Source organism: Stenotrophomonas sp. YJH_SMC_8 (genome assembly GCF_059371315.1).
Window position 1 is genome coordinate 241,305 of the sequence record NZ_JCAFUL010000004.1, and the last position, 25,368, is coordinate 266,672.

Annotated in this window: 26 protein-coding genes and 2 riboswitches; of the genes, 8 read left to right on the forward strand and 18 right to left on the reverse strand. The window is 67.4% G+C overall.

What is annotated here, in order from left to right; translation table 11 throughout:
* Positions 1-133: 133 nt before the first annotated feature.
* Positions 134-700 (reverse strand): DUF3106 domain-containing protein, encoded by a 567-nt coding sequence (locus AC5P88_RS06780; RefSeq protein WP_495224652.1) that lies wholly within the window; start codon positions 698-700, stop codon positions 134-136.
* On the reverse strand, positions 693-1,697 hold the full coding sequence (locus AC5P88_RS06785) for a hypothetical protein (RefSeq protein ID WP_495224653.1): 1,005 nt from the start codon (positions 1,695-1,697) through the stop codon (positions 693-695). The genes AC5P88_RS06780 and AC5P88_RS06785 overlap by 8 nt, the downstream gene beginning before the upstream one ends.
* Positions 1,698-2,110: 413 nt before the next feature.
* On the opposite strand from AC5P88_RS06785, the gene AC5P88_RS06790 reads away from it, so the two are divergent.
* Positions 2,111-4,288 (forward strand): primosomal protein N', encoded by a 2,178-nt coding sequence (locus AC5P88_RS06790; RefSeq protein WP_495224701.1) that lies wholly within the window; start codon positions 2,111-2,113, stop codon positions 4,286-4,288.
* A 94-nt stretch (positions 4,289-4,382) separates the two neighbouring features.
* Here the strand turns inward: AC5P88_RS06790 and AC5P88_RS06795 are convergent, their stop codons facing one another.
* Both AC5P88_RS06795 and AC5P88_RS06800 read right to left on the reverse strand, forming a co-directional pair.
* Positions 4,383-5,003 carry a glutathione S-transferase family protein gene (locus AC5P88_RS06795; protein WP_099554526.1) on the reverse strand — a complete coding sequence of 207 codons (621 nt, stop codon included), beginning with the start codon at positions 5,001-5,003 and terminating at the stop codon, positions 4,383-4,385.
* Positions 5,004-5,108: 105 nt separating this feature from the next.
* Positions 5,109-5,888 (reverse strand): NYN domain-containing protein, encoded by a 780-nt coding sequence (locus AC5P88_RS06800; protein WP_005411210.1) that lies wholly within the window; start codon positions 5,886-5,888, stop codon positions 5,109-5,111.
* A 123-nt stretch (positions 5,889-6,011) separates the two neighbouring features.
* On the opposite strand from AC5P88_RS06800, the gene AC5P88_RS06805 reads away from it, so the two are divergent.
* The 3 genes from AC5P88_RS06805 to AC5P88_RS06815 all read left to right on the forward strand — a co-directional run bounded on the left by AC5P88_RS06805 (position 6,012) and on the right by AC5P88_RS06815 (position 9,787).
* Entirely contained in the window at positions 6,012-7,292 is a 1,281-nt protein-coding gene (locus tag AC5P88_RS06805; RefSeq protein ID WP_495224654.1) for an NAD(P)/FAD-dependent oxidoreductase, read from the forward strand.
* A 69-nt stretch (positions 7,293-7,361) separates the two neighbouring features.
* Complete coding sequence (locus tag AC5P88_RS06810; RefSeq protein WP_495224655.1) at positions 7,362-8,150, forward strand: hypothetical protein; 789 nt, start codon at positions 7,362-7,364, stop codon at positions 8,148-8,150.
* Positions 8,147-9,787 (forward strand): XVIPCD domain-containing protein, encoded by a 1,641-nt coding sequence (locus AC5P88_RS06815; protein WP_495224656.1) that lies wholly within the window; start codon positions 8,147-8,149, stop codon positions 9,785-9,787. Before AC5P88_RS06810 ends, AC5P88_RS06815 begins: the two co-directional genes overlap by 4 nt.
* Here the strand turns inward: AC5P88_RS06815 and AC5P88_RS06820 are convergent.
* From AC5P88_RS06820 to AC5P88_RS06835, 4 genes are all read right to left on the reverse strand, one after another.
* Entirely contained in the window at positions 9,779-10,216 is a 438-nt protein-coding gene (locus AC5P88_RS06820) for a hypothetical protein (protein WP_495224657.1), read from the reverse strand. The two genes, AC5P88_RS06815 and AC5P88_RS06820, sit on opposite strands and share 9 nt — an antisense overlap.
* Before the next feature lie 3 nt (positions 10,217-10,219).
* A complete protein-coding gene (locus AC5P88_RS06825) occupies positions 10,220-10,651 on the reverse strand; it encodes a nuclear transport factor 2 family protein (protein ID WP_495224658.1) in 432 nt (143 codons plus the stop codon).
* A 68-nt stretch (positions 10,652-10,719) separates the two neighbouring features.
* Positions 10,720-11,121, reverse strand: coding sequence for a hypothetical protein (locus AC5P88_RS06830; protein ID WP_459047344.1), 402 nt, complete (start codon positions 11,119-11,121; stop codon positions 10,720-10,722).
* A 159-nt stretch (positions 11,122-11,280) separates the two neighbouring features.
* Positions 11,281-11,556, reverse strand: a complete 276-nt coding sequence (locus AC5P88_RS06835; RefSeq protein WP_495224659.1) for a GIY-YIG nuclease family protein — start codon at positions 11,554-11,556, stop codon at positions 11,281-11,283.
* A 40-nt stretch (positions 11,557-11,596) separates the two neighbouring features.
* Positions 11,597-11,686: riboswitch (glycine riboswitch) on the forward strand.
* A gap of 13 nt (positions 11,687-11,699) precedes the next feature.
* Positions 11,700-11,803, forward strand: a riboswitch (glycine riboswitch).
* Positions 11,804-11,887: 84 nt separating this feature from the next.
* On the opposite strand from AC5P88_RS06835, the gene AC5P88_RS06840 reads away from it, so the two are divergent.
* A complete protein-coding gene (locus AC5P88_RS06840) occupies positions 11,888-12,505 on the forward strand; it encodes a trimeric intracellular cation channel family protein (protein WP_495224660.1) in 618 nt (205 codons plus the stop codon).
* Positions 12,506-12,714: 209 nt separating this feature from the next.
* On the opposite strand, the gene AC5P88_RS06845 is transcribed toward AC5P88_RS06840, so the two are convergent.
* The 7 genes from AC5P88_RS06845 to AC5P88_RS06875 all read right to left on the reverse strand — a co-directional run bounded on the left by AC5P88_RS06845 (position 12,715) and on the right by AC5P88_RS06875 (position 18,159).
* Positions 12,715-13,788 (reverse strand): 3-deoxy-7-phosphoheptulonate synthase, encoded by a 1,074-nt coding sequence (locus tag AC5P88_RS06845; RefSeq protein WP_053509967.1) that lies wholly within the window; start codon positions 13,786-13,788, stop codon positions 12,715-12,717.
* Positions 13,789-14,083: 295 nt separating this feature from the next.
* On the reverse strand, positions 14,084-14,341 hold the full coding sequence (locus tag AC5P88_RS06850) for a hypothetical protein (RefSeq protein WP_049426991.1): 258 nt from the start codon (positions 14,339-14,341) through the stop codon (positions 14,084-14,086).
* A 90-nt stretch (positions 14,342-14,431) separates the two neighbouring features.
* A complete protein-coding gene (locus AC5P88_RS06855) occupies positions 14,432-14,770 on the reverse strand; it encodes a DUF6616 family protein (RefSeq protein ID WP_111113012.1) in 339 nt (112 codons plus the stop codon).
* Between the two features lie 40 nt (positions 14,771-14,810).
* A complete protein-coding gene (locus AC5P88_RS06860) occupies positions 14,811-15,557 on the reverse strand; it encodes a DNA alkylation repair protein (RefSeq protein WP_495224661.1) in 747 nt (248 codons plus the stop codon).
* Entirely contained in the window at positions 15,554-16,048 is a 495-nt protein-coding gene (locus tag AC5P88_RS06865; RefSeq protein ID WP_106548917.1) for a MarR family winged helix-turn-helix transcriptional regulator, read from the reverse strand. Before AC5P88_RS06865 ends, AC5P88_RS06860 begins: the two co-directional genes overlap by 4 nt.
* 72 nt (positions 16,049-16,120) lie before the next feature.
* Positions 16,121-17,419, reverse strand: a complete 1,299-nt coding sequence (locus tag AC5P88_RS06870; protein ID WP_495224702.1) for a sensor histidine kinase — start codon at positions 17,417-17,419, stop codon at positions 16,121-16,123.
* Between the two features lie 32 nt (positions 17,420-17,451).
* On the reverse strand, positions 17,452-18,159 hold the full coding sequence (locus AC5P88_RS06875; RefSeq protein ID WP_495224662.1) for a response regulator transcription factor: 708 nt from the start codon (positions 18,157-18,159) through the stop codon (positions 17,452-17,454).
* A 106-nt stretch (positions 18,160-18,265) separates the two neighbouring features.
* On the opposite strand from AC5P88_RS06875, the gene AC5P88_RS06880 reads away from it, so the two are divergent.
* Positions 18,266-19,195, forward strand: coding sequence for an aspartyl protease family protein (locus AC5P88_RS06880; RefSeq protein WP_495224663.1), 930 nt, complete (start codon positions 18,266-18,268; stop codon positions 19,193-19,195).
* Positions 19,196-19,265: 70 nt separating this feature from the next.
* A complete protein-coding gene (locus AC5P88_RS06885; protein ID WP_495224664.1) occupies positions 19,266-20,429 on the forward strand; it encodes a serine hydrolase domain-containing protein in 1,164 nt (387 codons plus the stop codon).
* A gap of 28 nt (positions 20,430-20,457) precedes the next feature.
* Here AC5P88_RS06885 and AC5P88_RS06890 read toward each other — a convergent pair whose 3' ends face one another.
* From AC5P88_RS06890 to AC5P88_RS06900, 3 genes are all read right to left on the reverse strand, one after another.
* Positions 20,458-21,069: a DUF6445 family protein gene (locus AC5P88_RS06890; RefSeq protein WP_005411225.1), complete on the reverse strand. Its 612-nt coding sequence runs from the start codon at positions 21,067-21,069 to the stop codon at positions 20,458-20,460.
* A 133-nt stretch (positions 21,070-21,202) separates the two neighbouring features.
* Complete coding sequence (gene groL, locus AC5P88_RS06895) at positions 21,203-22,852, reverse strand: chaperonin GroEL (RefSeq protein ID WP_075676061.1); 1,650 nt, start codon at positions 22,850-22,852, stop codon at positions 21,203-21,205.
* A gap of 83 nt (positions 22,853-22,935) precedes the next feature.
* Positions 22,936-23,223, reverse strand: a complete 288-nt coding sequence (locus AC5P88_RS06900; RefSeq protein ID WP_049427125.1) for a co-chaperone GroES — start codon at positions 23,221-23,223, stop codon at positions 22,936-22,938.
* A gap of 351 nt (positions 23,224-23,574) precedes the next feature.
* Between AC5P88_RS06900 and AC5P88_RS06905 the strand changes: the two genes are divergently transcribed.
* On the forward strand, positions 23,575-25,365 hold the full coding sequence (locus AC5P88_RS06905) for an endonuclease (RefSeq protein ID WP_495224665.1): 1,791 nt from the start codon (positions 23,575-23,577) through the stop codon (positions 25,363-25,365).
* The last annotated feature ends 3 nt before the right edge of the window (positions 25,366-25,368 follow it).

A 25,368-nucleotide genomic window follows, 5' to 3' on the forward strand; every position in this document is an offset into this window, starting at 1 on the left:
TCGCTGCGGTAGAGTCGACTGTCAGTCGACTGCTCTTCATACAGGACCGCGAAAACCCCGCGCTGCGCGCGGAAGTCGACTGACAGTCGACTCTACCCTGTCGAGGTTACCCGTCGACGCTACGCCTTCGGGTTTACTGGCCAGCCTGGCGCTTGAGCCAGGTGTCGCGCTCGGCGGCCGGCACGGCGAGGAACGCGCCACGCACCGTGTCGCGTTCCTGCGGTGGCGTGCGCTGCGCGACCAGGGTCAGCTGGGCCAGCTGCGCCGGGCTGAGCTGGCGCAGCACGGCCAGCGCGGCCTCGCGCTGTTCCGGTGGCACGAAGCCGAACAGGCCGTGCAGCTTGGGGAACTCCAGTCCCAGCTGCGGGCCCAGCCGCCAGCCTTCACGGAACGCCTGGTCCTGCGCCTGGAACTGCTGGCGCAGACGCTGCTGCTGGTCTGCCGGCAGCGCGTTGAACCGCGCCGCAGCCTGCCGGATGCGCTCCCGCTCGCTCTCCGGCAGGGCGCGCCAGGCCGCGTAGTCGGCTCGGCGCTGACGCTGCTGCGGAGCATCGAGCTGGGCAAACGATGCGGGCGCGGCCGGCGGGGCGGATGAGGTGGCCGGCACCGGCGGCGGCAATGGCACGTTCAAGGTCTGCGGCGCAGCGGACAGCGACAGCGGCAGGGCCAGCAGCAGGCTGGCGAACAGCGTCTTATTCATCGGCGGCAGCCGTTTCCAGCGTAGCGCTGGCCGGCTCCGGCCGGCTCGGCTTGGATTGCGACTCGTCCACCGGCAGCGGGCCGCCGGCGGCGGTCCAGGCATACAGATCGGCATCAGCCACCAGCGGATAGTCGCGGTCAGCCAGCATCGTGGCGTCGTCGGAGGCCTGGGCCGGGGTCGCATCCGGCGTAGCGTTGACCTTGCTCGGCGGAAGCGCTTCCACCGTGACCGGGCCAGCTTCACCCACGACACCGTCCGGCAGTGGAGCGTCGCTACCGGATGAATGTCCTTGCCAGTAGCGCCAGCCCAGCGCCGCGGCCAACAGCACCGCCACCGTCACCAGCAGGATCGCCGGACCGCGCCAGCGCGGCCTGGCATTGGGACGCCGCCGCTTGCCCTGGGCGGCCGCACGATCATCGCGCTGTGGTGCGCGCCAACTGGTCGAGGGAGCTTCATTGCTGGCGGCTGGTGCAGCTGGCTGCTGCAGCTGCTGCAGGCGCTTGGCCGGCAGGTCGCGGATGCGCAGCTGCACCTGTTCGGCCAGCTGGCGCCAGGCCGACGCATCGGGCTGGCCGTGTGCATCGCGGGGGCAGGCATCGGCCAGCAGGTGCTGGTAGCCCGCTTCGTCCTGGTCGAGCACGCGCATGGCGATGCCCTCGTCCAGACTGCCGCCCACCCGCAGAAGGAGTGCCAAGCGTGGCAGCGGCCCCATCTCGCCCAGCGCAGCCAACGGCGGCAGCCACTGGCCGCCCACCGGCTCGCGCAGCGCCTGGCGCTGGCCCAGCAGGGTCCAGAAGCGGGTCGGCCACTGCGCCATCGGCAGGTCGCTGGCGACCGCGGCAAAGGCGCGCATCACCGCCACCAGGGTCTGCTCGGCACGCGCGGCGTCGCCGCACTGCAGCTCAGCCACCACCAGGGCGCGGCGCTCGACGCCGCGCAGGAACGCCGACAGCGCGCCGGCCGCGGTCGAGGAAACAGGGGCGGGCACAGCCGTCATCGGTCACTCCAAAGGTCTGCCAGCATGATAGCGGCAGCCCATCGGCACCCGTAGGACTTGCGCCCAAAGGCACTTCGTGCTGCAGGTTGTGCACAGCACCACGCCCGCCCCGGGGAAAACTGCGGCATCCAGCTGAATTCACTCTGTTTCAGCAATGTTTCACACTCAAGTTGTTGATTTTGAATGACTTTGAAGTGTGGCGATTTTTTGACCAACCCAAGCGTGAGCTCGTCGCCATCGGCCTCCTGCGTTCCCGTCGACCGGTAACGCACAACGTTATCCACAGAACATGTGGATAAGACTGAATCTCCAATGGACACCGATATTTAGGTGACATTTATGATTCAACGGGGGCTCCCCGGCCGCCTCTGCCCCCTGCCATTCGCGCGCGCATGGCCCGTTACACTGGCCCGATGCTTTCACCCATTCCGACCCTGCAGGTCGCCCTGCCCGTCCCGCTGCCACGCCTGTTCGACTACCTGTCGCCGGAGGGCGATGGCCCCACGGTCGTGGTCGGCTGCCGCCTGAAGGTGCCGTTCGGAAACCGCGAGCTGGTCGGCGTGGTGGCCGGCCACGGCCAGACCGATGACGGCCAGGGACTGCGCCAGGCCCTGGCCTGGTGCGACCCGCAACCGCTGCTGCAGGGCGAGCTGTGGCAGAGCCTGCAATGGCTGGCGCGCTACACCCATGCACCGCTGGGCGAGGTGCTGAGCACCGCCCTGCCGGGCCCGCTGCGCCATGGCGACGCCCTGCCCGACACCCATCACTGGGGCTGGCAGCTGACCGCCGAAGGGCGCGCCCAGCGCGAAAAACTGCGTGCCGGCAGCCGCCCCCGGCAACTGGCCGAACTGCTGGCCGACGCCATCGTCGATGAAGACGTGCTGGGCGAACGCATGGACGACTGGCGCACCGCCGCGCGCAGCCTCGCCAAGCGGGAACTGGCCGAGCGCGTGGCGCTGAGCGTGGCACCGCAGCACGCGCAGCCACTGCCCGGCCCCACCCTCAACCCGGACCAGGCCGAGGCCGTGGCGGCGATCAACGCAGTCGAGGGCTTCCAACCGTTCCTTCTGGATGGCGTAACCGGCAGCGGCAAGACCGAGGTCTACCTGCAGGCCATCATCCACTGCCTGGCGCAAGGCAAGCAGGCGCTGGTGCTGGTGCCGGAAATCGGCCTCACCCCGCAGACCCTGGCACGCTTCCGCGGCCGCCTCGGCATCGCCGTGCATGCCCTGCACTCGGGATTGAACGACAACGAGCGCGCGCGCGTCTGGGCAGCGGCCTCCCGCGGCGAAGCGCGGGTCATCGTCGGCACCCGCTCGGCGGTGTTCACGCCGCTGCCGCAGGCCGGCCTGCTGATCGTCGACGAGGAACATGACGGCAGCTACAAGCAGCAGGATGGCATCCGCTACCACGCACGCGATTTCGCCCTGGTGCGGGCCAAGGCGCTGGGCATCCCGGTGCTGCTGGGCAGCGCTACGCCTTCATTGGAAACGCTGCACAACGCCTATGCCGGGCGCTACACCCACCTGCGCCTGAAGCAGCGTGCCGGTGATGCGCGGCCACCGCGCGTGCGCATCCTGGATGTACGCAAGCGGCCATTGCATGACGGCCTCTCGGCCGATGTGCTGGCCGGTATCGGCGAGCACCTGCAGCGCGGCCAGCAGGTGCTGGTGTTCAAGAACCGCCGTGGCTACGCACCGGTGCTGCTGTGCCACGACTGCGGCTGGACCGCACCGTGCAACCGCTGCGATGCGCCGATGACCGTGCATGGCGGTGGCCGTCGCCTGCAATGCCATCACTGCGGCGCGCGGCAGCCAGCGCCGCTGGCATGCCCCGCGTGCGGGAGCCTGGCGCTGCAACCGCAGGGCATCGGCACCGAGCGCCTGGAAGAACATCTCACCGCTGCCTTCGCCGATTTCCCGGTGGTGCGCATCGACCGCGGCACCACGTCACGCCGCGATGCACTGGAACAACAGCTGGCGAAACTGGGCGACCAGCCCGGCATCCTGGTCGGCACGCAGATCCTGGCCAAGGGCCACGACCTGCCCAAGCTGACCCTGGTGGTGGTGGTCGGCATCGACGAGGGCCTGTTCTCGGCAGACTTCCGCGCCAGCGAGAAGCTGGCGCAGCAGCTGATCCAGGTGGCGGGCCGTGCGGGCCGTGCACGTGATCCCGGCGAGGTCTGGCTGCAGACCCATCACCCGGGGCACCCGCTGCTGGAAACCCTGGTCAGCGGTGGCTACCACCCCTTCGCGCAGGCTGAATTGAACCAGCGCCAGGCCGCCGGATTCCCACCGTTCGCGCACCTGGCGCTGATGCGCGCCGAAGCGCAGCAGGTGGAGCATGCCAACGCGTTCCTGCTGGCAGCGCGACAGCTGCTGGGCGAGCAGAACGTGGTGGAGGCGTATGGGCCGATGCCGGCACCGATGCCGCGGCGGGCCGGTTACCAGCGCACGCAGCTGCTGCTGTCTGCCGTGCAGCGGCCGCCATTGCACGGCGTGCTCGGGCAGCTGGTGCCACAGCTGTACGCGCTGCCGGAAGCACGCAAGGTGCGCTGGTCGCTGGATGTGGATCCGACGGATCTGTATTGAGGGGTCAGAGCCCACCCGTCGGGAGGGATCCGACCCCGCGGTATTGGGGTCGGATCCCTCTCGCAGAGAGGGCTCTGACCCCGAACGCCAGCGCTTACGTCAGCGGCGACATCACGCCGCGCTGGTAGGCGGGACGCTCGCGAAGGCGGGCATACCATTCGGCCAGGTGCGGCAGCTCCGGGCGCTGGATCGGCAATTCGAACCACGCGTAGATCTGCGAGCCCAGCGGGATGTCGCCCATCGCGAACGTATCGCCCGACAGCCACGGCTGCCTGGCCAGGGTTGCATCAGCCATCGCAAGATAGTCCCCGGCACGCACGATGGCCGCATTGATCCGCGATTCGTCGCGGTCGGCCGGTGCGGTGCGCATGATGCCCCAGACCAGGTCGCTGTACAGCGGCGCCATCCGCGAGGTGCTCCAGTCCATCCACTTCTCGGCCTGGGCGCGTTCCATCGGGTCTTCAGCGTACAGCGTGCCCAGCGCGTAGCGCGCGCTCAGGTAGCGCACGATGGCATTGGACTCCCACAGCGGCAGGCCGTGGTCTTCGATCACCGGCACCAGGCTGTTGGGATTCATCGCCTGGTATTCCGGCGTCTGCGTGCCGCCGTGGCTGCCACCGACTTCGATGGACTCGTACGGCAGGCCGATCTCCTCGGCACACCACAGCACCTTGCGGACGTTGCTGGAATTGCGACGGCCCCAGATCTTCAACATGCGGGTTTTCCTTGCTGGCAATGCGAGCGGCAACGATACGCCTGATCGGGTGGAGATATGCGTGCGGAATGACCGTGTTGGCCGTCCGCCGGGCATGGCCCGGCACTACCGGTTCTTTTTTGGCAGCGCGCGCACATAGGACGACTTGCCATCCTTCTTCAGTTCGAACAGGCCGATCGCCGCCAGCAGATCGCTGAGCTTGCCGTAGCCGTAGTTGCGCGGGTCGAACGACGCCTGGTTGCCGATCTGGCTGCCGACCGGGCCGAGGTGCGACCAGCCATCCTCGCCCTCGGCCGCGGACACCGCGCGGCGCAGCATCTTCACCAGCCGCGTGTCGCTGCGCATTTCCGCACCGCTCTTGCGCGGGCGCGCATCGTCGTTGGCCACCGGCTCGTTCGATGCCTGTTCGCTCGATGCCTGTTCGGTATCCGGCACGCTGGCATGGGTCTGGCCCAGCGCCTCCAGATAGGTGAACTTCGAGCACGCATTGACGAAGGGTTCCGGCGTCTTCTTCTCGCCGAAGCCATACACCTTCACGCCATCGGTCAGCAGGCGCATCACCATCGGGGTGAAGTCCGCATCGCTGGAGACGATGGCAAAGCCATCGAGGTTGCGTGCGTACAGAAGGTCCATGGCATCGATCACCATCGCCATGTCCGAGGCGTTCTTGCCCTTGCTGTAGGCGAACTGCTGGATCGGGCGGATCGCGTATTCGTGCAGCACGGCTTCCCAGCCCTTCAATCGCGGGCTCTTCCAGTTGCCGTAGGCGCGGCGCACGTTGGCCACGCCGTAGCGGGCCACTTCGGCCAGCACTTCGTCGATCTTCGAGGCCGGCGCATTGTCGGCGTCGATCAACAGGGCGATGCGCTTTTCCGGTTCGCTCATGGACTCCTCGCGGGCGGTTGCCTGAACCCGAGTATCGCCGATCCACGCGGGCGCTGACGTGACAGGCGGTCGCCGTGAGAAGATGCCAGGCGCTTCCCCCAATGCCCCCACTGGAGTGAGTCGATGAGTCGTGAGCGCGTTCCCCACCTGGTCGTTGTCGGCGGCGGTTTTGCCGGTCTCTGGGCCACCCGTGCCCTGGCACGCGAGCGCATACGCATCACCCTGGTCGACCGCCGCAACCATCATCTGTTCCAGCCGCTGTTGTACCAGGTGGCCACCGCAGGCCTGTCCGCGCCGGATATCGCCGCACCGCTGCGCCACATCCTCGGCCACCAGCGCAATGTGGAAGTCCGCCTGGGCGAAGTGGTGGCCATCGACAAGCAGGCCCGGCAGATCCGCATGGCCGATGGCAGCGCGCTGGACTACGACAGCCTGCTGCTGGCCACCGGCGCCACCCATGCCTACTTCGGCAACGACCAATGGGCCGATGATGCGCCCGGCCTGAAGACGCTGGACGATGCCATCGCGCTTCGCCGCAAGCTGCTGCTGGCCTTCGAACGCGCCGAGGCCGAACCGGACCCGGCAAAGAAAGCGGCGTGGCTGAGTTTCGCCATCGTCGGCGGCGGCCCTACCGGCGTCGAGCTGGCCGGCACCCTGGCCGAAATCGCGCGGCATACGCTGCGCAATGAATTCCGCCACATCGACCCGGCCAGCGCCAAGGTGCGGCTGGTCGAGGCGGGCCCGCGCGTACTGTCCTCGTTCCCGGAAGTGCTGTCGCTGAAGGCACGCCGGCAGCTGGAAAAGCTCGGCGTGGAAGTGCTGACGGGTACCCCGGTGAGCGACATCGACAGCCAGGGTTTCAAGCTCGGCGATCAGTTCGTGCCGGCACGCACCGTGGTGTGGGCCGCCGGCGTGGCCGCTTCGCCGCTGGCGCGCACGCTGGACGTGCCGCTGGACCGCGCCGGACGCGTGCAGGTGCAACCGGACCTGACCCTGCCTGGTCATCCCGAGCTGTTCGTGGCCGGCGACCTGGCCGCACTGAACCAGGCCAACGGCAAGCCGGTGCCCGGCGTGGCGCCCGCGGCCAAGCAGATGGGCAAGTACGTGGCCGAGGTCATCCGCGCTCGCCTGCACGGCAAGCCCGAACCCGGTCCGTTCAAGTACGCCGACTACGGCAACCTGGCCACCATCGGCCGCATGGCCGCCATCGTGCACCTGGGCCGACTGCAGCTGTCGGGCATCCTGGCCTGGTGGTTCTGGCTGGCCGCGCACGTATTCTTCCTGATCGGCTTCCGCAACCGCATCGTGGTGCTGCTGAACTGGGCGGTGGCGTACTGGAGCTACCAGCGCAGCGCGCGCATCATCTTCGGCGATGACCAGGACGACCGGCGGCCCAGGCGCTAGGCCCCGGGCCCCGGCGGCCTTCACGCACGGGCTGCTAGCGTAAGCCGGTCGCTCATGGAATGAAGCCGCATGGACCTGCTGAAATGGTTGCCCGCCCTGATCGCGGCCGCCCTGCTCTCCGGCTGTCCTGCGGGGCAGTCGCAGGCGGAAGTCTCCGCCCCCTCGCCAGCACCCTCTCCGCGCCTGTCACCCGGTACCTACTCGACCGAACGAGGATGGGGACAGCTGCTGCTTCAGGCACGCCCTGGCAGCACATCGCTGCAGTTCCATCTGGAGACTGAATCCTCCGGCGCCGGATGCAGCCTGGCGGGCACGCTCGGCGACGATCTGCAGTCTGTCGCGGTGGATCCCGCACCCGGCGCAGCGCAATGCCTGCTCACGATGCAACCTACCGCCCAGGGCATCGAGATCGGTACGCGCACGGGCGATGCCTGCGCCGCCTACTGCGGCAGCAACGGAGGATTCAAGGGCCACTACCTTGTGGTGAGCGACCGCTGCATGACGGACAACGTTGCCGCCGCGCTGCGCAAGGCCGCTGAAAAGACCGCGCCGTATTCCGCCGCCGGCACCGCCAGCACGCTGGAAGCGCTCCAGGCGTCCTGCGCGGACACGCTTCCATTGAGCACGATCGCCGACATCAGGCTGGCGATCGCTTCGGCCCAGCATGAGGCAGGAAACAACGCAGCCTGCCAGGCCGCACTGTCGCCCTATGCCGAGGACGCCGCGCGCAGCGATGACGAACTTGCAGACGGGATGTCACCGGCTGCAGCGGACGAGTACGTCGCCCTCATCGCATCCGTGCGCGAAGCGCTGAAGTTGTGTGGACGCACCGCCAACGGCAGGGAGAACAACCCATGAGCACGGCACCGCAGGATCGCCCGCAGCTCAGTGATGCGCAGCTGCGCACACTGGCCTACTTCGCCATCGGCGTGGCGTCCGAGGGCAGCAACGCCGGCCGCAATGTGGCCTATCAGCTGTCCTTCGCCGGCAACATCAGCGGCAATGTCATGACGCCGGTGGGCAACAGTGGTTTCTCCATCGGCACGCTGCAGATCGATCTGGGCCAGCACCCGGAGGTGGCGACCCAGCTGGTGGACGCCTATCAGCGCTGGGCACGCCAGCAGCAGCCCTCTCTGGAGCTTGATGCACACCAGCGGCAGCAGACGGTTTCCGACCTGCAGCGCGATGGCGACGGCATCAGGGCGCAGAACGGGCGCGCCCTGGATGGGAACATCCGCGGCCATCTGAACACCTTTCTCGCATCCAGCGGCGGTGTTGCGTTCGTGCATGCACACGATGTCAGCCAGGTCGACCGCCTGCTCCGCCACGGCGATGGCCGCCGGGATCCTGGCGGCGCGATGCAGCAGCTGCGCAGCACCGACCTGTACCAGCATGCGTCGCTGGATGACCAGGCCAAGCTCGCCACCATGCTGATGAAGCTGGAGAACCAGGCAGGGTTGAGCCGCTATCCTGGCGTTCTGCGATCGATTGCCAGCGGCGACCTGGCCAGCGTGGATGACATCAAGACACGGATCGACGGCATGCTTCCCAACCGCGTCGTACGCGGCAGGGAACAGCCCGACTACCTGGAAAGCGGCGTTGAGCACGCCCTGAAGGGCACCGAGGTCTTCAACCGGTTGCGGGCCGCAGGGCCGGGCAATCCGATGCGCGATGTGTTCGCCGGTGTTTCCGCCGACCCGCTGGCCAGCCCGGTGGCGCTGGCCGCCGATCGTGCACATCCCGAGGCCCTGCATCGTTACGAGGTGATCAAGACCCTGTTCCTGCAGAACACCGAGGCACCGGCCTACCTCGATGCCCTGCAGCACGGGCGCTCACATGCCTGGGGCCGCCCGCAGGCGGCAGGCAACTCGCCGGCCACCGCCGGCCTGTACGCCTCCGGCGATGATCTGGTGATCTGGAACCGGGACGGTCGCGGCCACGCCTTCATCGATGGCCAGTGGTCCACCGTGCCGCGTGCGGAACTGCATCGCCAGCAGAATGCCGACGGCTCCATCGACCTCAACCGCGCCCCGCGCAACGGGATGCCCGAACAGCTGCTGCACGTCGAACCCGCACAACCGGAGCGTCGGCGTGCCGCGCTTTCCGACCCGCTGCTGCAACAGGCCGAGGAGGCGGTACGACGCCTGGAAGACAGCCAGGCCCAGCCTTTCGGCGAGAACGCGCAACGCCTTGCAGCCAGTTCGACCTGCCTGGCCCGCGAGGCCGGGCTGACACGCATCGACCATGTCGTGCTGGGCGCCTCGCCTTCGCAGGATGGCAGGGCGGAAACGCTCTTCGTCGTGCAGGGCGATCCGTCCGACCCGGCCCATCTCAGGGCACAGATGCCGGCCGCGCAGGCATTTGCCACTCCTGTGGACACGTCATTGGCGCAGCTGCAGTCGCTGAATGACGCACATCGACAGACCGATGCGCGGTCCCGGCAGGAGGAGCAGGATCACCAGAGCACCCTGTCCCAGCAGGCGCGGTCAGTCTGATCCGCGTCCATGCGACGGTCGGGGCGGGCAGTACCCTTGGGCCCGAGCCGTGCCGGCGATCTGCCGTGACGACCAGTGCCGGGTGATCCAGATGGTCAATGCTGCCGAGCTCAGGTGCCAGCGCAGCATGCTGTGGCGTGGATGGTGCCCGAGGTGGACGCGTGCGATCCAGGAAGCTTCGAGTTCGACATCGGGCACGTTCACCTTCGCATTCACTCCCACGTGGCGCGCCATGAATCGCCATGGATCCATCGGTACGTGGTGGGCGTAGCTCGCAGCACCACACGCGCCGCCGCTCCGCGCGGAATCGACAGGTTGCGGCCGGCCCTCGGTCGCGACCAATCCCAGCAGATACACCAGGCCCGGCAACAGGGCCAGGAAGGTCAACAGCAGAAGCAGCGCGATCCACGCCCGGGCCGCGGCACGCATCGGTCACTGCGCCTTCGGCTTCGGGTACCACAACGCGTTGACGATGACCCAGCGTTGCCCGAAGCGCCCCATGTGGAAGTAATCGACGAACCACGGTGTTTCCAGCCGCACCGAGGCGGCGTTGCCGGTCACGTCCAGCACCGTGCAGCGGCGGTCCCATTGCTCCTTCGGAGTCTTCAACGCGCCCTGCTTCGTCAACGAGACCAGTTCTTCCTTCGACATCCGGCGCAGGCCAAGGCGCTCATCGGGTGTATCACCGAGGACCGCGCGCTTGGCCAGGTCCGAATGCAGGGAACGGGCGACGCGCTGCGGGTCGGCCTCCAGCTGGCCATCGACATAGTCGTGGCAGGTGGCTTCGATGGCCGCGAGGGTGGCCGGGTCGGCGGCAGGACTTGTGGCTGCGGAAAGGGCGAACAGCAGGGCGATCGTGGACATCCGGGTCTCCAGCGCTGAGGGCTGGACGATCATGGCATGTGCAAGCCGCATCCACGCATGGCGTGGATCTACGGCATCAGGCGCATTTCGTCGGTGCCCAGCTGCATGTACATGAACGCAGCGGCTTCTTCAGACATGGGCTGCCCCTGCGGGAAGCTGTCCAACCAGGCGGTGATGCGCGCATGGCGCCCCGCCAGCGCATCCGCCAATGCCTGCTTTTCCGCGTCAGTGGCGCGCTCCTGCATTTCGTTGCGAAGCACGTCATCGCCGATCCCCCACTTTTCCGCGAACGGGATCAGATCGACCAGATCGGGAGGGACCCGGTCACGACGCAGGTGGATCGGTTCGGGTGTGCTCGGGCCGTACGCGGCCAGCTCAGCGGCGGTGCCGATCTGCCCATGCTGCAGTGGCGGTGGCGACGGTGCCTGGGTGCAGGCCAGAAGGGCCACGCAGGCAGTCAACAGCAACATCCCGCGGTTCTTCATCGGACGGATCCATGTGTCGATGGGTGCGGCGATCATGGCATGGACAAGGCCTATCCACGCATGGCGTGGATCTACCGTAGGGCCGAGCCCCTGCCCGGGTCCTGCAACGGGCAGGCGGAACAGCAGCCGAGCGCGGGCTCGGCTCTACAGAAGCCGGGCGTCCAAGGCCTGCAGCCAGGCCAGCTTGCGCTCGCGCGGCTGCTGCTTGAGTTGCCATTCGGCGCGCGAGGCGGCGGAACGGTCCGGGTATTCGCGCACGGCCAGCACGCGCAGTGGCGGCCGGGCCCGGGTGTAGCGCGCGCCCTTGCCCGCCTGGTGGGCGGCGAAGCGTGCGTCCACGTCGGTGCTGATACCCGCGTAGTAGCTGCCATCACGGCATTCGAGCAGGTACAGGAACCACGGGCGGGGGGACGGGGCCATGCCGGGATTATGCCGTGCTGCACTGCAGCGGATATACTGGCGGCCGAATGCAGGAGAGAGGCGCCGCGCTGGCGCCCGCCGAAGGCGCAGGCTCCCATGATCGCTCAGGCCGGTGGGCTGGAATCCCACCAACCATGCATTCGACTCGCCGAGCTGGAGAGAGGTCACCGGGCATGCCCGGGACGATCCGCCGAAGGGGCACGCGGCCCACGCCGCTGAACTCTCAGGCAAAAGGACAGCGGGAGCGGCACCGGTCATCGTCATCCCGTCATTGCGCAGGCAGTGGCGGTAGTCGCGCATGGCCGGCCCCACCGCGCCCGGAGCCTGCCCCATGCTGCTGTCCATCATCTACCTGATCGCCATTTCCGCCGAAGCCATGACCGGCGCGCTGTCCGCCGGCCGCCGCCGCATGGACCTGTTCGGCGTGGTCATGATCGCCTGCGTCACCGCCCTCGGTGGTGGTTCGCTGCGCGACATCCTGCTCGGCCACTACCCGCTGGGCTGGGTGAAGCATCCCGAATACCTGGGCTTCACCGTGTGCGCGGCGCTGATCGCTACCTGGGTGGCGCGCTGGATGCACCACTTCCGCCGCACCTTCCTGGTGCTGGACGGGCTGGGCCTGATCGCCTTCACCCTGATCGGCTGCTCCATCGCGCGTGAGGCTGGGCACGCCACGCCCATCGTGTTGATTGCCGGCATGCTGACCGGTGCATTCGGTGGCGTGCTGCGCGACATCCTCTGCAACGAGGTGCCGCTGATCTTCCAGAAGGAGCTGTACGCGATCATCGCGCTGCTGACCGGCGCGGCCTACCTGTTGCTGCTGCACCTGGGCGTGGCCGATGCCACCGCGATCCTGTGCTGCCTCGGCGGCGGCTTCGCACTGCGCCTGCTGGCGATCCACTACCGCTGGGAAATGCCGAAGTTCGTGTATCACGACGAAGTGCATTGAGCCTCTTCGTAGAGTCGAGCATGGCTCGACTCTGCAAAAACCGGCATCACCACCCCGGCGATGTACCTGGCGCTGTCGCACATACGCAGCGCCAGGCGCATCGCCGGTGCGGACGGATCGGCCTCCAACTCCGACCGACCCTGATCGCGGCCGCACCCCCGCAGGCGCTGGCCGCCATCCACACACGTGCCGCACTCAGGCGGCTTCCATCAGGCTGCTTCGGACACCTTCACTTCGCGACGGGCGCGCACGGCCGCAGCCAGTCGCTCCAGCACCGTCACGGTGGTGTCCCAGTCGATGCAGCCATCGGTGATGCTCTGCCCGTAGACCAGCGGCTGGCCTTCCACCAGTTCCTGGCGGCCGCCGACCAGATGGCTCTCGATCATCACACCGACGATGCGCTGTTCACCGTCTTCCAACTGAACGGCGATGTCCTCGATCACCTTCGGCTGGTTGTCCGGATTCTTCAGGCTGTTGGCATGGCTGGCGTCGATCATCAGGCGGGTCGGCAGCTTGGCCTTGGCCAGCGCCTGGCAGGCCTCGGCAACGCTGCCCGCATCGTAGTTCGGCTGCTTGCCGCCGCGCAGGATCACATGGCAATCCGGGTTGCCGGTGGTCGACACGATGGCGGTGCCGCCCTGCTTGGTGACCGACAGGAAGTGATGCGGATTGGAGGCCGCACCCACCGCGTCGGCGGCGATCTTCACGTTGCCATCGGTGCCGTTCTTGAAGCCGACCGGGCACGACAGTCCCGAGGCCAGTTCGCGGTGCACCTGGCTTTCGGTGGTGCGCGCACCAATGGCACCCCAGGCCACCAGATCGGCAATGTACTGCGGCGAGATCACGTCGAGGAACTCGACGCCGGCCGGCAGGCCCAGCTTGTTGATGTCGCGCAGCAGGCCACGGGCGATGCGCAGGCCCTTGTCGATCCTGAAGCTGCCATCCAGGTCCGGATCGTTGATCAGGCCCTTCCAGCCCACCGTGGTACGCGGCTTCTCGAAGTACACGCGCATGACGATTTCCAGCTCGCCGGCCAGTGCGTCACGCAGCGGCTTCAGGCGCTGGGCGTACTCGATGGCGGCGTGCGGGTCGTGGATCGAGCACGGGCCGACCACCACCGCCAGGCGGTCGTCACGGCCATGCAGGATCTGGTGCAGGGCCGCGCGCGAGGCGCTGACGGTGTCGGAGGCTTCATCGTCACACGGCAGCATCGCCAGCAGCTGGGCGGGCGGTGTCAGCGGTTCTATGGTGCGGATACGCAGGTCGTCGGTGTGCGGGGGCATTGCGGGGGTTCTCCGGAACGTTGGGGGTCCCCAGCGTGGCGGCATGAAAAAAGCCGCCAGGTTCGCTGGCGGCTTTCGGGAATGCGTCTGAAGCTTTCTTCAGGGTGAGCGCAGTCCTTCCTCCGCCAGTGGCTTCGGAAAGTAATACCAGTAAAAGCTGGTGGGGGCTGCGTTCATGGGTTCTATTGATAGCACAGCTTCTGCGCAGTGCAAAATGTTTCATCCGCAACTGGGGGCGCGGTTCATTGAGTCGCGCACCTGGGCCATCCATGCGGCGCCAGGCACGCGAAGTCGCTCATCTGCCATGCACTTCCACGTCCAGCAGCAGGCCTTCATGGATGTCGGCCCAGCGCTCCAGCACGCGCCCCAGTTCCTGCCGGGCCTCATCCAGCTGCTCGGGATTGAGCAGGGAACGGGCGGTGTAAAGGTCGGACACCAGCCGCCGCAGGAGCGGTTCCGGGATCGCCACCGACGGCCCTTCCACCTGCGGCAGCTGCAGCGCCGGGGTGTCGCCAAGCGGGCCGTACAGCGTTACCTGGAGCGTGCTCTGCATGATCGACTTCCGTGCGGATGGACAGGGGCAATGCACTGTTTACCGCGTCCGGGTGACAGGCGCATGTGCCATGCGCGTCCGGAGGTGCCGCTACAAGGCAGCCAGATCGGCCAGGTGCTGCCCCATCCCATCGTCCGCGCCGACGACATTGGTGGTGGCGAAGTACTGATGCCAACCGGTGGCGGCAATGCCTTCCACCAGGGCGTCGGCGTCTTCCCGGCTCGCGCACCTCCAGACAGCATGGAACTGCTCGCTGCCGCCGTGCGCTGCATCCGCGGCCACGCGGCCCATCGCCACCGGCGTGATGCGGGCCGGATCGAACTGTTGCATGCCGGCGCCGATGCGGGCGAAGAAAGCGGTGCGCTGGTCAGGCGGGAGCGCTGTCCAGGCAGGGGTGGCCGTGTAGAGCTCGATGAGGATGTGGGACATGGGGTTCTTCCTTGAGATGTCCGCCGGGCACGGCCCGGCGCTACCGGGGTTGGAGTGAGCGCAGTGCGCGCCTGCGGATGTAGGCGTTGGCGCTGCCGTCGTGTTCACGCTGCCAGCGCGCGCACAGATCGCGCAGCCAGCGCGGCTGGGTCTTGCCGGCATCGTTGAGCCAGTTGCCCACGGAGTCCTGCACGTAGCGCTGCGGGTCGTTGGCCAGTGCTTCAAGCAGCGGCGATGCAAGTTCCGGGTGCTGCTTGAACAGCGCGATATGGGTCGCCCAGACGCCGCGCGGGCGCAGCGCCTCGCAGGCGAAACGACGCAGATAGGGTGATGCTTCCTGCGTCCATGGCTGCAGGCACTCCAGCGCCTGCAACGGTGCAGCAACGATATCTGCACGCAGCGCGAGCCACGCCCACTCACGCACGCCGAAGTGCGGATCATCGGCCAGCGGACGCATCGCACGCAGCTTGGCCGGTAACGTTGCGCTGGCATCGCTGCCAATCAGGTAGCAGGCCCAGCCACGCACGGAATCGGACGCATGATCCTGCCATTGCTCAGGAGCGCCCTGCCCGCTTTCGCGCAGCAACCGGGCAGCCAGGGCCATGCGCTGGGTGATGCCCTTGCCTTCAGCATCGCGCATACGGTGCAGCGCGTCATGTTCAAGTGCGGGTGCCACCGCCTGCAGCAGCGCAGCGAAATCCACCGCCAGGCATTCGGCCAGGTGGCTGGCGGCGACGCTGCCAGTGTTGAGCGCATTCAATCGCTCAGCCGTCAGGGGCCCGCTCATGCCCCACGACCTGTATCGGTGTGCTGCCAGACCTTGTGCAGCAGCTGCGACAACTGCTGCTGTTCTTCCGCGTCCAATCCGCTGAACAAGCCGCCTATCCATTGCGTGTGCTGGTTGAACAGCGCCTCGGCCAGGCGTTTCCCCTGTGTGGTCAGCACGATCTGCAGGCGCCTGCCATCTTCGGCGTCACTGCGCCGCTGCAGCAGCCCTTCGCGCTGCAGGCCATCGATCAGGCCACTGATCGTGGCGCGGGTGACACCTGCGCGCTCGGCCAGTTCATGCGGTGGCAGCGTGCCACCGGCACCGTGCAGCAGGAAAAGCACGATGAAACGCCCTTCACTGAGCCCGTGCGGCGCGAGGCGTGTGGCGCAGTCGCGATCGATGGCCGATGACAGCGACAGCAGCTGGAAACACAGGCGCAGCTGCGCGACGCCAGTATGGCCGCGCCGTTGCGCTTCATCCAGCAGGGCACTGTGCTTGGCTTCCAGCATGGCTCCATCCAACATGATTAGGCGCCTAATCATATGCTATATCATATGCATCACGCCAATATCCCGGTGATATCAGGAAACCGGCCCCAGCAGCAGGCGTGCGATCAGTCCGCCGCCATCACGCTGCAGCAGCAGAAGCTCGCCCCCATGCCGTCGTGCGACGTTGGCCGCCACCGCCAGGCCCAGGCCGGTCCCACCCGTGGCGCGGCTGCGCGAGCTCTCGCTGCGCTGGAAGGGTTGCAGCAGGCGTGCGCGGTCGTCCTCGGCGATGCCCGGGCCGCGGTCCATCACATCCAGCTGCATCCGATTGCCTGCCATGGCGGCGTGCAGGTCTACCGCACCGGCGTAGCGGTCTGCGTTGTCGATGAGGTTGTCGATCGCCCGCCGCAGCAGGAGCGCGTCACCCCGCCACGGCAGGGCATCCGGTCCCTCGATGGAGATTTCGATGCCGCGCAGCAGAGCACTGTGCACGCATTCCTCCAGCAACGCGGCCAGATCCAGCGGCCGCAACTGCAGTGGTTGCAGTTCGCCGCGTGCGTAATCGAGCACCTGCTCGATCATCGTATCCATGCGTTCGATGTCAGCCACCATCCGCGCGGCCTGTGCCGGCGGTGCGAACTCCGCACGCAGACGCAGGCCGGTCAACGGCGTGCGCAGGTCGTGCGCTACTGCGGCCAGCATGCGCGTCATGTCCTGGGCCTGTTCGCGCAGGCGCTCGCGCCCGGTGCTGATCGCTGCGGCCAGCATCTGTACTTCGCGTGGGCCGTCGTCCGGCAGTGGTGTGCCGTCCTGCAGTTCGACCTGTGCACTGGCCTCGGCCAGCCGCCGCAGCGGCCGTCCCAGGCGGACCGATGCCCAGGCGGCAAGGGGTGCCAACAGCACGGTCCCCGCTACCAGCGCCAGCACGACCTGCCGGCGCCACGCCGCCAGATCGCTGTGGTCGCTGCCGACCACCTGCCATCGGCCATCGGCTTGGCGCACCGCCAGTTCAAAGGGTGACCACTGCATCTTGGTCAGCACTGACACCTGCGCCTGCAACGCGTCCGTCCGTGCATTTCCATCGAGTTCCATGCCGCCTTCGATGACCTTCACATCAGGCGCCTTGCCGCGGCCACTCCAGACCAACCGCACGTGTTCCAGCGGCAGGCCCATCTGCGATGCAACCAGGTGGGTGAGCCAGCCATTGCTGCTGCCCTGCGGCGGCGACGCACGGGTTTCGAGATGCAGCCCCAGCGGCATGGCGGGCCGTTCGCCACGAACGACCTGCATGGCCTGGTCCAGCCGCATGGGGGGCGGTGCGGGTCGTGGCATCCAGCCCACCACCGCGACGCTGACCAGCGTGGCCAGCAGCAGGCTGGCCAGGGCCACCATCGCGATCCAGCGTGCAGTGGACCAACGAGCCCTCACAGCACATGTACCTCGGCGCCGAAGCGATAGCCTTCGCCGCGCAGCGTCTGCACAAGCGCTTCCGCGCCGGGAGCCGCCTGGCCCAGCTTGCGGCGCAGCCGGCTGATCGCCAGATCGACGGCGCGGTCGACGCTGTCGCTGTCTTCGCCATGGGTCAACTGCAGCAGCAGCTCCCGTCCCAGCACGCGTCCGGGGCGCTCGGCCAACGCCAGCATCAGGGCGAACTCCCCCCGGCTGAGCGCGAGTTCACGGCCATCGGGTGTGAACAGGCGGCGCTGATCGGGTAGCAATCGCCAGCCGGCAAACCGCAGCTCGCTGGCGACCTGGGCGCGCAGCTTGTCCTGCCGGCGCAACAGGGCACGCACCCGCGCCAGCAGTTCGCGTGGATCGAAGGGCTTGGCCAGATAGTCGTCCGCTCCCATTTCCAGGCCGATCACGCGGTCCGGTGTGGCCCCCATCGCCGACAGCATCAGGATCGGGATGGCCCGCGCCTGCAGCCGGCGGCACACCGACAGGCCGTCCTCGCCGGGCATCATCCAGTCCAGGATGATGGCGTCCGGACGCTCGTTCAGCAGCAGGAGATCCAGGCCTGCAGCGTCGGCTGCCACGCGCACCTGGTAGCCATGCAGCAGCAGGCAGTCGGCGATCGCGTCACGGATGCTGGCATCGTCATCGACAACGATGACCCGGGCAGGAGTGTTCATGCAGCCAGTATCCCGCAGGCGTGTATCAGGACGGTATCAACGCCGATATTCGCGGGATACGCCGATGCGCGCCAATAGGCCTCCACTTCTACTCCGGAGATCCAACGTGCGCCTGTCCGTTCTGCCCCTGCTTGCCGCTGCATTCCCCGCGCTGGCCGCCGCCCCGCCTGTACACGTGCTGCCGATGTGGATGCAGGGCAACCATCCGGCAGTGGCCGTCTCACTGAACGGAAGCGCCGAACCGCTGCGCTTCGTGGTCGACAGCGCGGCTGGGGTCACCCTCGTCGACGGTCGGGTAGCCCGCCGCCACGGGCTGGAGGATCCCCGGTCCGCCACCACGCATGCGCAGGGGGCCAGCGCCCAGAGCGCGCCGCTGCAGCGCATGCACACGACCTCCTGGCGGATTGGCGGATGGCAGCTGCGCGTCAGCGGTGTGCAGGCCGACCTTTCCAATCTGCAGAAGGACGATGACCCCGCCGTCGACGGCCTGATCGGCAACGACCTGACCGGCCGTTGGGATACCCGCTGGGACTTCAGCCGTGGTGAGCTGGCGCTGTGGAAGCCCGGGCAGCTTGGCGTCGATGGTCGCCAGTGCCAGGCCAATGCACTGCCTGATCGGCGCGACGGCCTGGAACACTTCGCCTTCATTACCGTGAAACTGGGTGAGGCGGGAGTGGAAGCCATCGCGGTGGTCGACACCGGTGCCGCGCAGACCGTGCTCAATGCCGAAGCCGCCCGCGCACTGGGCCTGCGCATCGACGGCAGCGATGAGCGCCTGCGGGTGCGGGAGAAAGGCACTCAGGGACTGGGGGGCCAGCCGCAGGCGACGTGGTTGTACACCCTGTCCGGCATGTCCGGCACCGGTTGGCAGCACCCGGCGATGGAGGTCAGGATCAGCGAACTGTCGGTGTTCAGGTCCATCGGGCTGGAGGCTCGCCCCGCACTGATCCTCGGCGCCGACGCCATGGTCGCCAGCCAGGTGGACATCAGCGCCGGCGCCGCCCGGATCTGCCTGCGCCAGCCGGCGGTGACGTGACCCCGGCGTGCCATGACGCGGACCGCGGGCTGGCGTAGCATCGCGCCACGTCCCGCCAGGAGGTCCACGCATGCGCCGTGCTGCCCTGTTGTTGCTGACGCTGTTCCCGCTGGCCGTGCTGGCCGCACCACCCCCGGTACCCTCGCCGGCCCGCATCGACGCCAAAGTGCAGCGGCTGATGCGGGCCGCACAGGCGCGTGGCCTGGCGCTGGCGGTGATCGATGGCGGCAAGGTGGTGCACGTGGCTGCCTACGGCGAACGCAACGCCGCGGGCGAGCCGCTGCGCACCGATACGGTGATGTATGCCGCCTCGCTGACCAAGATGGCATTCGGCCATCTGGTCGCGCAGCTGGCGCAGGACCGCAGGATCGATCTGGATGCCAGCATCGCCACAGCGCTGGACAAGCCGCTGCCGGACTATCCGCCCGAAACGAAGAAGTACGCCGACTACAGCGTGCTGGCCGATGATGCGCGCTGGCGCCAGCTCACCCCTCGCCTGCTGCTCAACCACGCCAGTGGCTTTGCCAACTTCGGGTTCCTCGAACCGGACGGCCGGCTGAAGTTCCACTTCGATCCGGGCAGCCGCTACGGCTATTCCGGCGAAGGGCTGATCCTGCTGCAGTTCGTGATCGAGCGCGGGCGGCTGGGCGAGGATGTGGGCGCGCTGATGCAGCAGCGGGTGTTCGACCGCTTCGGCATGACCCGCACCAGCATGATGTGGCGCGAGGACTTCGCCACCAACCTGGCAGACGGCTGGACCGTGGAGGGCACCGCCGAGCCGCACGATGAGCGCAGCCGCGTGCGTGCGGCCGGTTCGATGGATACCACCATCGCCGACATGGCCCGTTTCGCCGCTGGCTACGTGCGCGGCGATGGACTGTCAGCGGCGATGCGCAGGGAGCTGGTGCGGCCACAGCTGCCGATCACGACCGCCAGCCAGTTCCCCACCCTGCAGCCGGAGCTGCCGAAGGCGCAGCAGCGCAAGGACCTGGCGGCTGGCCTGGGCGTGGTGACGTTCCGTGGCCCGCAAGGCGCGGGCTTCTACAAGGGCGGCCACGATGACGCGGTGGGCAACACGCTGGTGTGCGTGGAGCGGCAGCAGCGCTGCGTGGTGATCCTGGGCAACGATGTGCGCGCCGAAGCGACCTTCCCGGCGCTGGTGGCCTTCGTGCTGGGCGACACCGGCGTACCGTGGCGGTGGGAATACGGCGCAGGGAAGGTGTTCGTGAAGTAGATCCATGCCATGCGTGGATGGCTTCTGCTCAACGCGCCTGCTCGAAGAACATCAGGTAGACCAGCCGCCCATTCTCCGGGCGGTCGCCGAAGGCCGGGCCAGCGGTATGCCAGAACCACGGGCGCAGGAGCACCAGCCGGTTGAAACGCATCGGGATGCGCATGGTCATCTCCCACTGGCTGTCGTCGACGCTGTCGCGCTCGATGATGTCGCGGTGCATGTCGCCGCCATTGGCGTAGCCCAGCGCGGCCAGCTCGTGGGCGTTCAGCGCCATGCGCTCGGTGTTGGTGCGGCGATGGCGGAAGAATTCGGTGCCGCCTTCGCAGTGCTCCGGAGCGCTGAGGTAGAGGATGCCGGACCAGTGCGAATGATCGGTGTGCACCTTGGCGCGACCGACATCGCTGGCCAGGGTCAGCCGGAACTTGCCGTGCGACTGCAGCGGATTGACTGGCCGCAGCGGCTCGTTGACCAGCCGCGATGCGGCCTCGGACAGGCCATCCAGCTCCAGCCGTTCGAGCGAATTACGGCCGGGGAACGCGCCCTCCTGCGCCGGGTAGGTCAGGCCCAGGCCGGCCTGGCGCAGGCCGTGCGCATCGGCCGGAGAGAGGAAGTCGTCGACGACGATGAACGAGGTAGGCATGGTCGCCGAGCGTAGCGACGCGGCGCCATGGCGGCAACCGGGCAACAAAAAACCCCGCCTCGCGGCGGGGTTTTCCTTTGCATCGGGGAGACGCGCCGGCCAGGGCCGGCAACGTCCGACGCGGGCGTGGACCTTAGAAGTCCATGCCGCCCATGCCACCCATGCCGCCCATGCCACCGGCGCCACCCATGGCCGGCTCGTCCTTCTTCGGAGCTTCGGCAACCATGGCTTCGGTGGTGATCATCAGGCCAGCGATCGAAGCAGCGTTCTGCAGCGCCGAACGGGTCACCTTGGTCGGGTCCAGGATGCCGAACTGCAGCATGTCACCGAACTCGCCGGTGGCGGCGTTGTAGCCGAAGCTGCCGGTGCCTTCCTTGACCTTGTTGATGATGACCGACGGCTCTTCACCGGCGTTGGCAACGATTTCGCGCAGCGGAGCTTCCATCGCGCGCAGGGCGATCTGGATGCCGTGGTTCTGGTCTTCGTTGGCACCCTTCAGGCCAGCCAGTGCGGTGACCGCACGGACCAGGGCAACGCCGCCGCCCGGGACCACGCCTTCTTCAACGGCTGCACGGGTCGCGTGCAGGGCGTCGTCGACGCGATCCTTCTTTTCCTTCATTTCGATTTCGGTCGAGGCACCGACCTTGATCACAGCAACGCCGCCGGCCAGCTTGGCCACGCGTTCCTGCAGCTTCTCGCGATCGTAATCGGAGGAGGTGTCCTGGATCTGGGTCTTGATCTGGCCGACGCGTGCGTCGACGGCAGCCTTGTCACCCACGCCATCGATGATGGTGGTGTTTTCCTTGGAAACCTGCACCTTCTTGGCGCGGCCCAGGTCCTTGATGGTGGCCTTTTCCAGCGACAGGCCAACTTCTTCGGAGATCACGGTGCCGCCGGTCAGCACGGCCATGTCTTCCAGCATCGCCTTGCGACGGTCGCCGAAGCCCGGTGCCTTGACGGCCACGACCTTGACGATGCCACGGATGGTGTTGACCACCAGGGTGGCCAGCGCTTCGCCTTCGACTTCTTCGGCAACGATCAGCAGCGGCTTGCCGGCCTTGGCGACGCCTTCCAGCACCGGCAGCAGGTCACGGACGTTGGAGATCTTCTTGTCGTGCAGCAGGATGAACGGGTCATCCAGGTCAGCGGTCTGCGACTGCTGGTTGTTGATGAAGTACGGGGACAGGTAGCCACGGTCGAACTGCATGCCCTTGACCACGTCCAGCTCGTTGTCCAGGCCCGAGCCTTCTTCAACGGTGATCACGCCTTCCTTGCCGACTTCCTTCATCGCGTCGGCGATGATCTGGCCGATCGACTCGTCCGAGTTGGCCGAGATGGTACCGACCTGGGCAATCGCCTTGTCGTCGGCGGTCGGCTTGGAGATGCTCTTCAGCTCGGCAACAGCGGCCACGACGGCCTTGTCGATACCGCGCTTGAGGTCCATCGGGTTCATGCCGGCGGCAACAGCCTTGGCGCCTTCGCGGATCAGGGCCTGGGCCAGCACGGTGGCGGTGGTGGTGCCGTCGCCAGCGTCGTCGTTGGTGCGCGAAGCGACTTCCTTCACCATCTGCGCGCCCATGTTCTCGAACTTGTCAGCCAGTTCGATTTCCTTGGCGACGGAGACGCCGTCCTTGGTGATGGTCGGGGCGCCGAAGCTCTTTTCCAGCACGACGTTGCGGCCCTTCGGGCCCAGGGTGGCCTTGACGGCATTGGCGAGAACGTTGACGCCGCGCACCATGCGCGAACGGGCGTCTTCACCGAAACGAATATCCTTGGCAGCCATTGCAGTTACCTCATTGGTAGCGCCGGGCCATGCCCGGCGGCTGGGTGTTTGGAATCAGGGAATGAAGCAGGTCGCGCCGAGGCTCAGCCGATGATGGCGAGCACGTCGTCTTCGCGCAGGACCTTGTACTCGACGCCTTCGCTCTTGTACGAGCTGCCGGCGTACTGGCCGTAGATGACCTTGTCGCCAACCTTCAGCGACGGCGCACGCACGCTGCCGTTGTCCAGCGGCTTGCCCGGGCCGACGGCCACGACTTCACCCTTGGTGGACTTTTCCTTGGCCGAATCCGGAATGACGATGCCACCGGCGGAGATTTCGTCGGCTTCGATCGGCTTGACCACAACGCGGTCGTGCAGCGGCTTGATGCTCATGAGAGACCTCTTAAGTTATTGATTGGTCTGAAAAAGTCTGGCGATGTTAGCAGTCGCACCGGGCGAGTGCCAGCAACGCGCGTGAAAAAGCCCGACAAGTCGGGAGCACGACAGAGATGGAGACCTCCACAGGCCTTTCAAGGGCCGATCCCGAAATTTTTCTCCGGGCCCGGAAACATCCTTCCCTGCGTGGACGCCTGTATAGGGATGCAGTGCGGCAAGCCAAGGGGGGAACAGGTGACATTTGGTGACCAATGTCCCACTGTCAGATATCTGACGTTCATTTACGACAAAGTGTCACTGGATCGGCCTTAGGCTCGGCCGCGCATTCCCAATCACAAGGAGTTGTCGATGCGATTGCTGTCCCCGCTTGCCGCCGCCTGCCTGCTGGCGCTGGCCGCCGCGCCGGCCCAGGCCGAGGTCTTCATCAACGAACTGCACTACGACGACAGCACCGCCGCCGGTGACGTCGGCGAAGCGATCGAGATCGTAGCCACCGCCGGAGAGGACCTGTCCGGCTATCGGCTTTACCTCTACAACGGCAGCAATCCTTCGGCTGCCACGGTCTACGCCAACAACCCGGTCCCGGCCGGCACCGCCGCAGGCTGCGGCAGCGCGACCATCGCCGTGGTCAACTACCCGACCAACGGCATCCAGAACGGCCCGAACGATGGCATCGCCCTGGTCGATGCCAGCGGCAAGGTGGTCCAGTTCCTCAGCTACGAGGGCGCCATCACCGCCTCCGGTGGCCCTGCCGCCGGCATGACCAGCCAGAACATTCCGGTGGCCGAGACCAACAGCACGGCCCCGGGCACCTCGCTGCAGCTGACCGGCAGCGGCAGCCAGTACGCGCACTTCACCTGGGCCGAGTCGGCCAGGCAGACCTTCGGCAGCTGCAACAACGGCCAGACCTTCAGTGGTGGCGGCACCCCGGGCCCGAACACGCCGCCGTCGGTGTCCACCACCACCCCGGCGCAGGGCAGCAGCACCTTCCCGGCCGCGGCCGATCTGGAAGTGGTGTTCAGCGAGACGGTGAACCTGGCCAGTGGCGCCTTCGCGCTGAGCTGCGGCACCTCCGGCAGCGTGCCGCTGACCTTCCCGGCCAGCGGCCGCAGCGTGAAGCTGTCCACCAACACCGCGCTGGTGGCCGGTGAGGCCTGCCGCTTCGATATCCGCGCCGCGCGCATCACCGACCTGCAGGGTGCGCATCCGGCGGCCGACAGCCGCATCGCGTTCACCGTGGCCAGCACCGGCGGCAATCCGGACCCGGGCAACCCGGGCGTGCCGGCCGGCTACTACTCCAAGGTGAACACCTCCAGCCCGAGCCAGCTGCGCTGCTCGCTGCACGCCACCATCAAGGGCCACACCGCCTACCCGTACAGCGGCTCGGGCACCAGCACCTGGACCATCCTGGAGATCGCCGACGAGGACCCGAACAACCCGAACCGCATCCTCGACGCGTATCGCAACCGCAGCTACGCCAAGGTGACCGATCGCGCCGGCAGCGGCAGTGGCCTGAAGTACAACCGCGAACACACCTGGCCGAACTCGCTGGGCTTTGCCAGCACCACCGGTGACAAGGGCCTGCCGTACGCGCCGTACACCGACACCCACATGCTGTACCTGACCGATGCACAGTGGAACGCCGACCGTGGCAACAAGCCGTTCGCCAAGTGCGACGCCAACTGCGGCGAGCGCGCCACCGAAGCCAACAACGGCCAGGGCGGCGGCAGCGGTGGCTATCCGGGCAATTCCAACTGGGTGCGCACGCCGGACGGCAACACCGGCACGTTCGAGGTGTGGGGCAAGCGCAAGGGCGACATGGCGCGTGCGGTGATGTACATGGCCATCCGCTACGAGGGCGGCAAGGATGCGGCGACCGGCCAGTCCGAGCCGGACCTGGAGCTGACCGACGACCGCAGCAAGATCGTCAAGACCAGCAGTTCGCCGGCCTACATGGGCCTGCTGTCCACGCTGATCGACTGGCACCTGTCCGACCCGCCGGATGATGCCGAACGTGCGCGCAATGACGTGATCTACAGCTTCCAGGGCAACCGCAACCCGTTCATCGACCACCCCGAGTGGGCGACCCCGGGCCTGTTCACCTCGGCCAAGCCGGCGACCTGCCAGCTGGCCAACTGACCG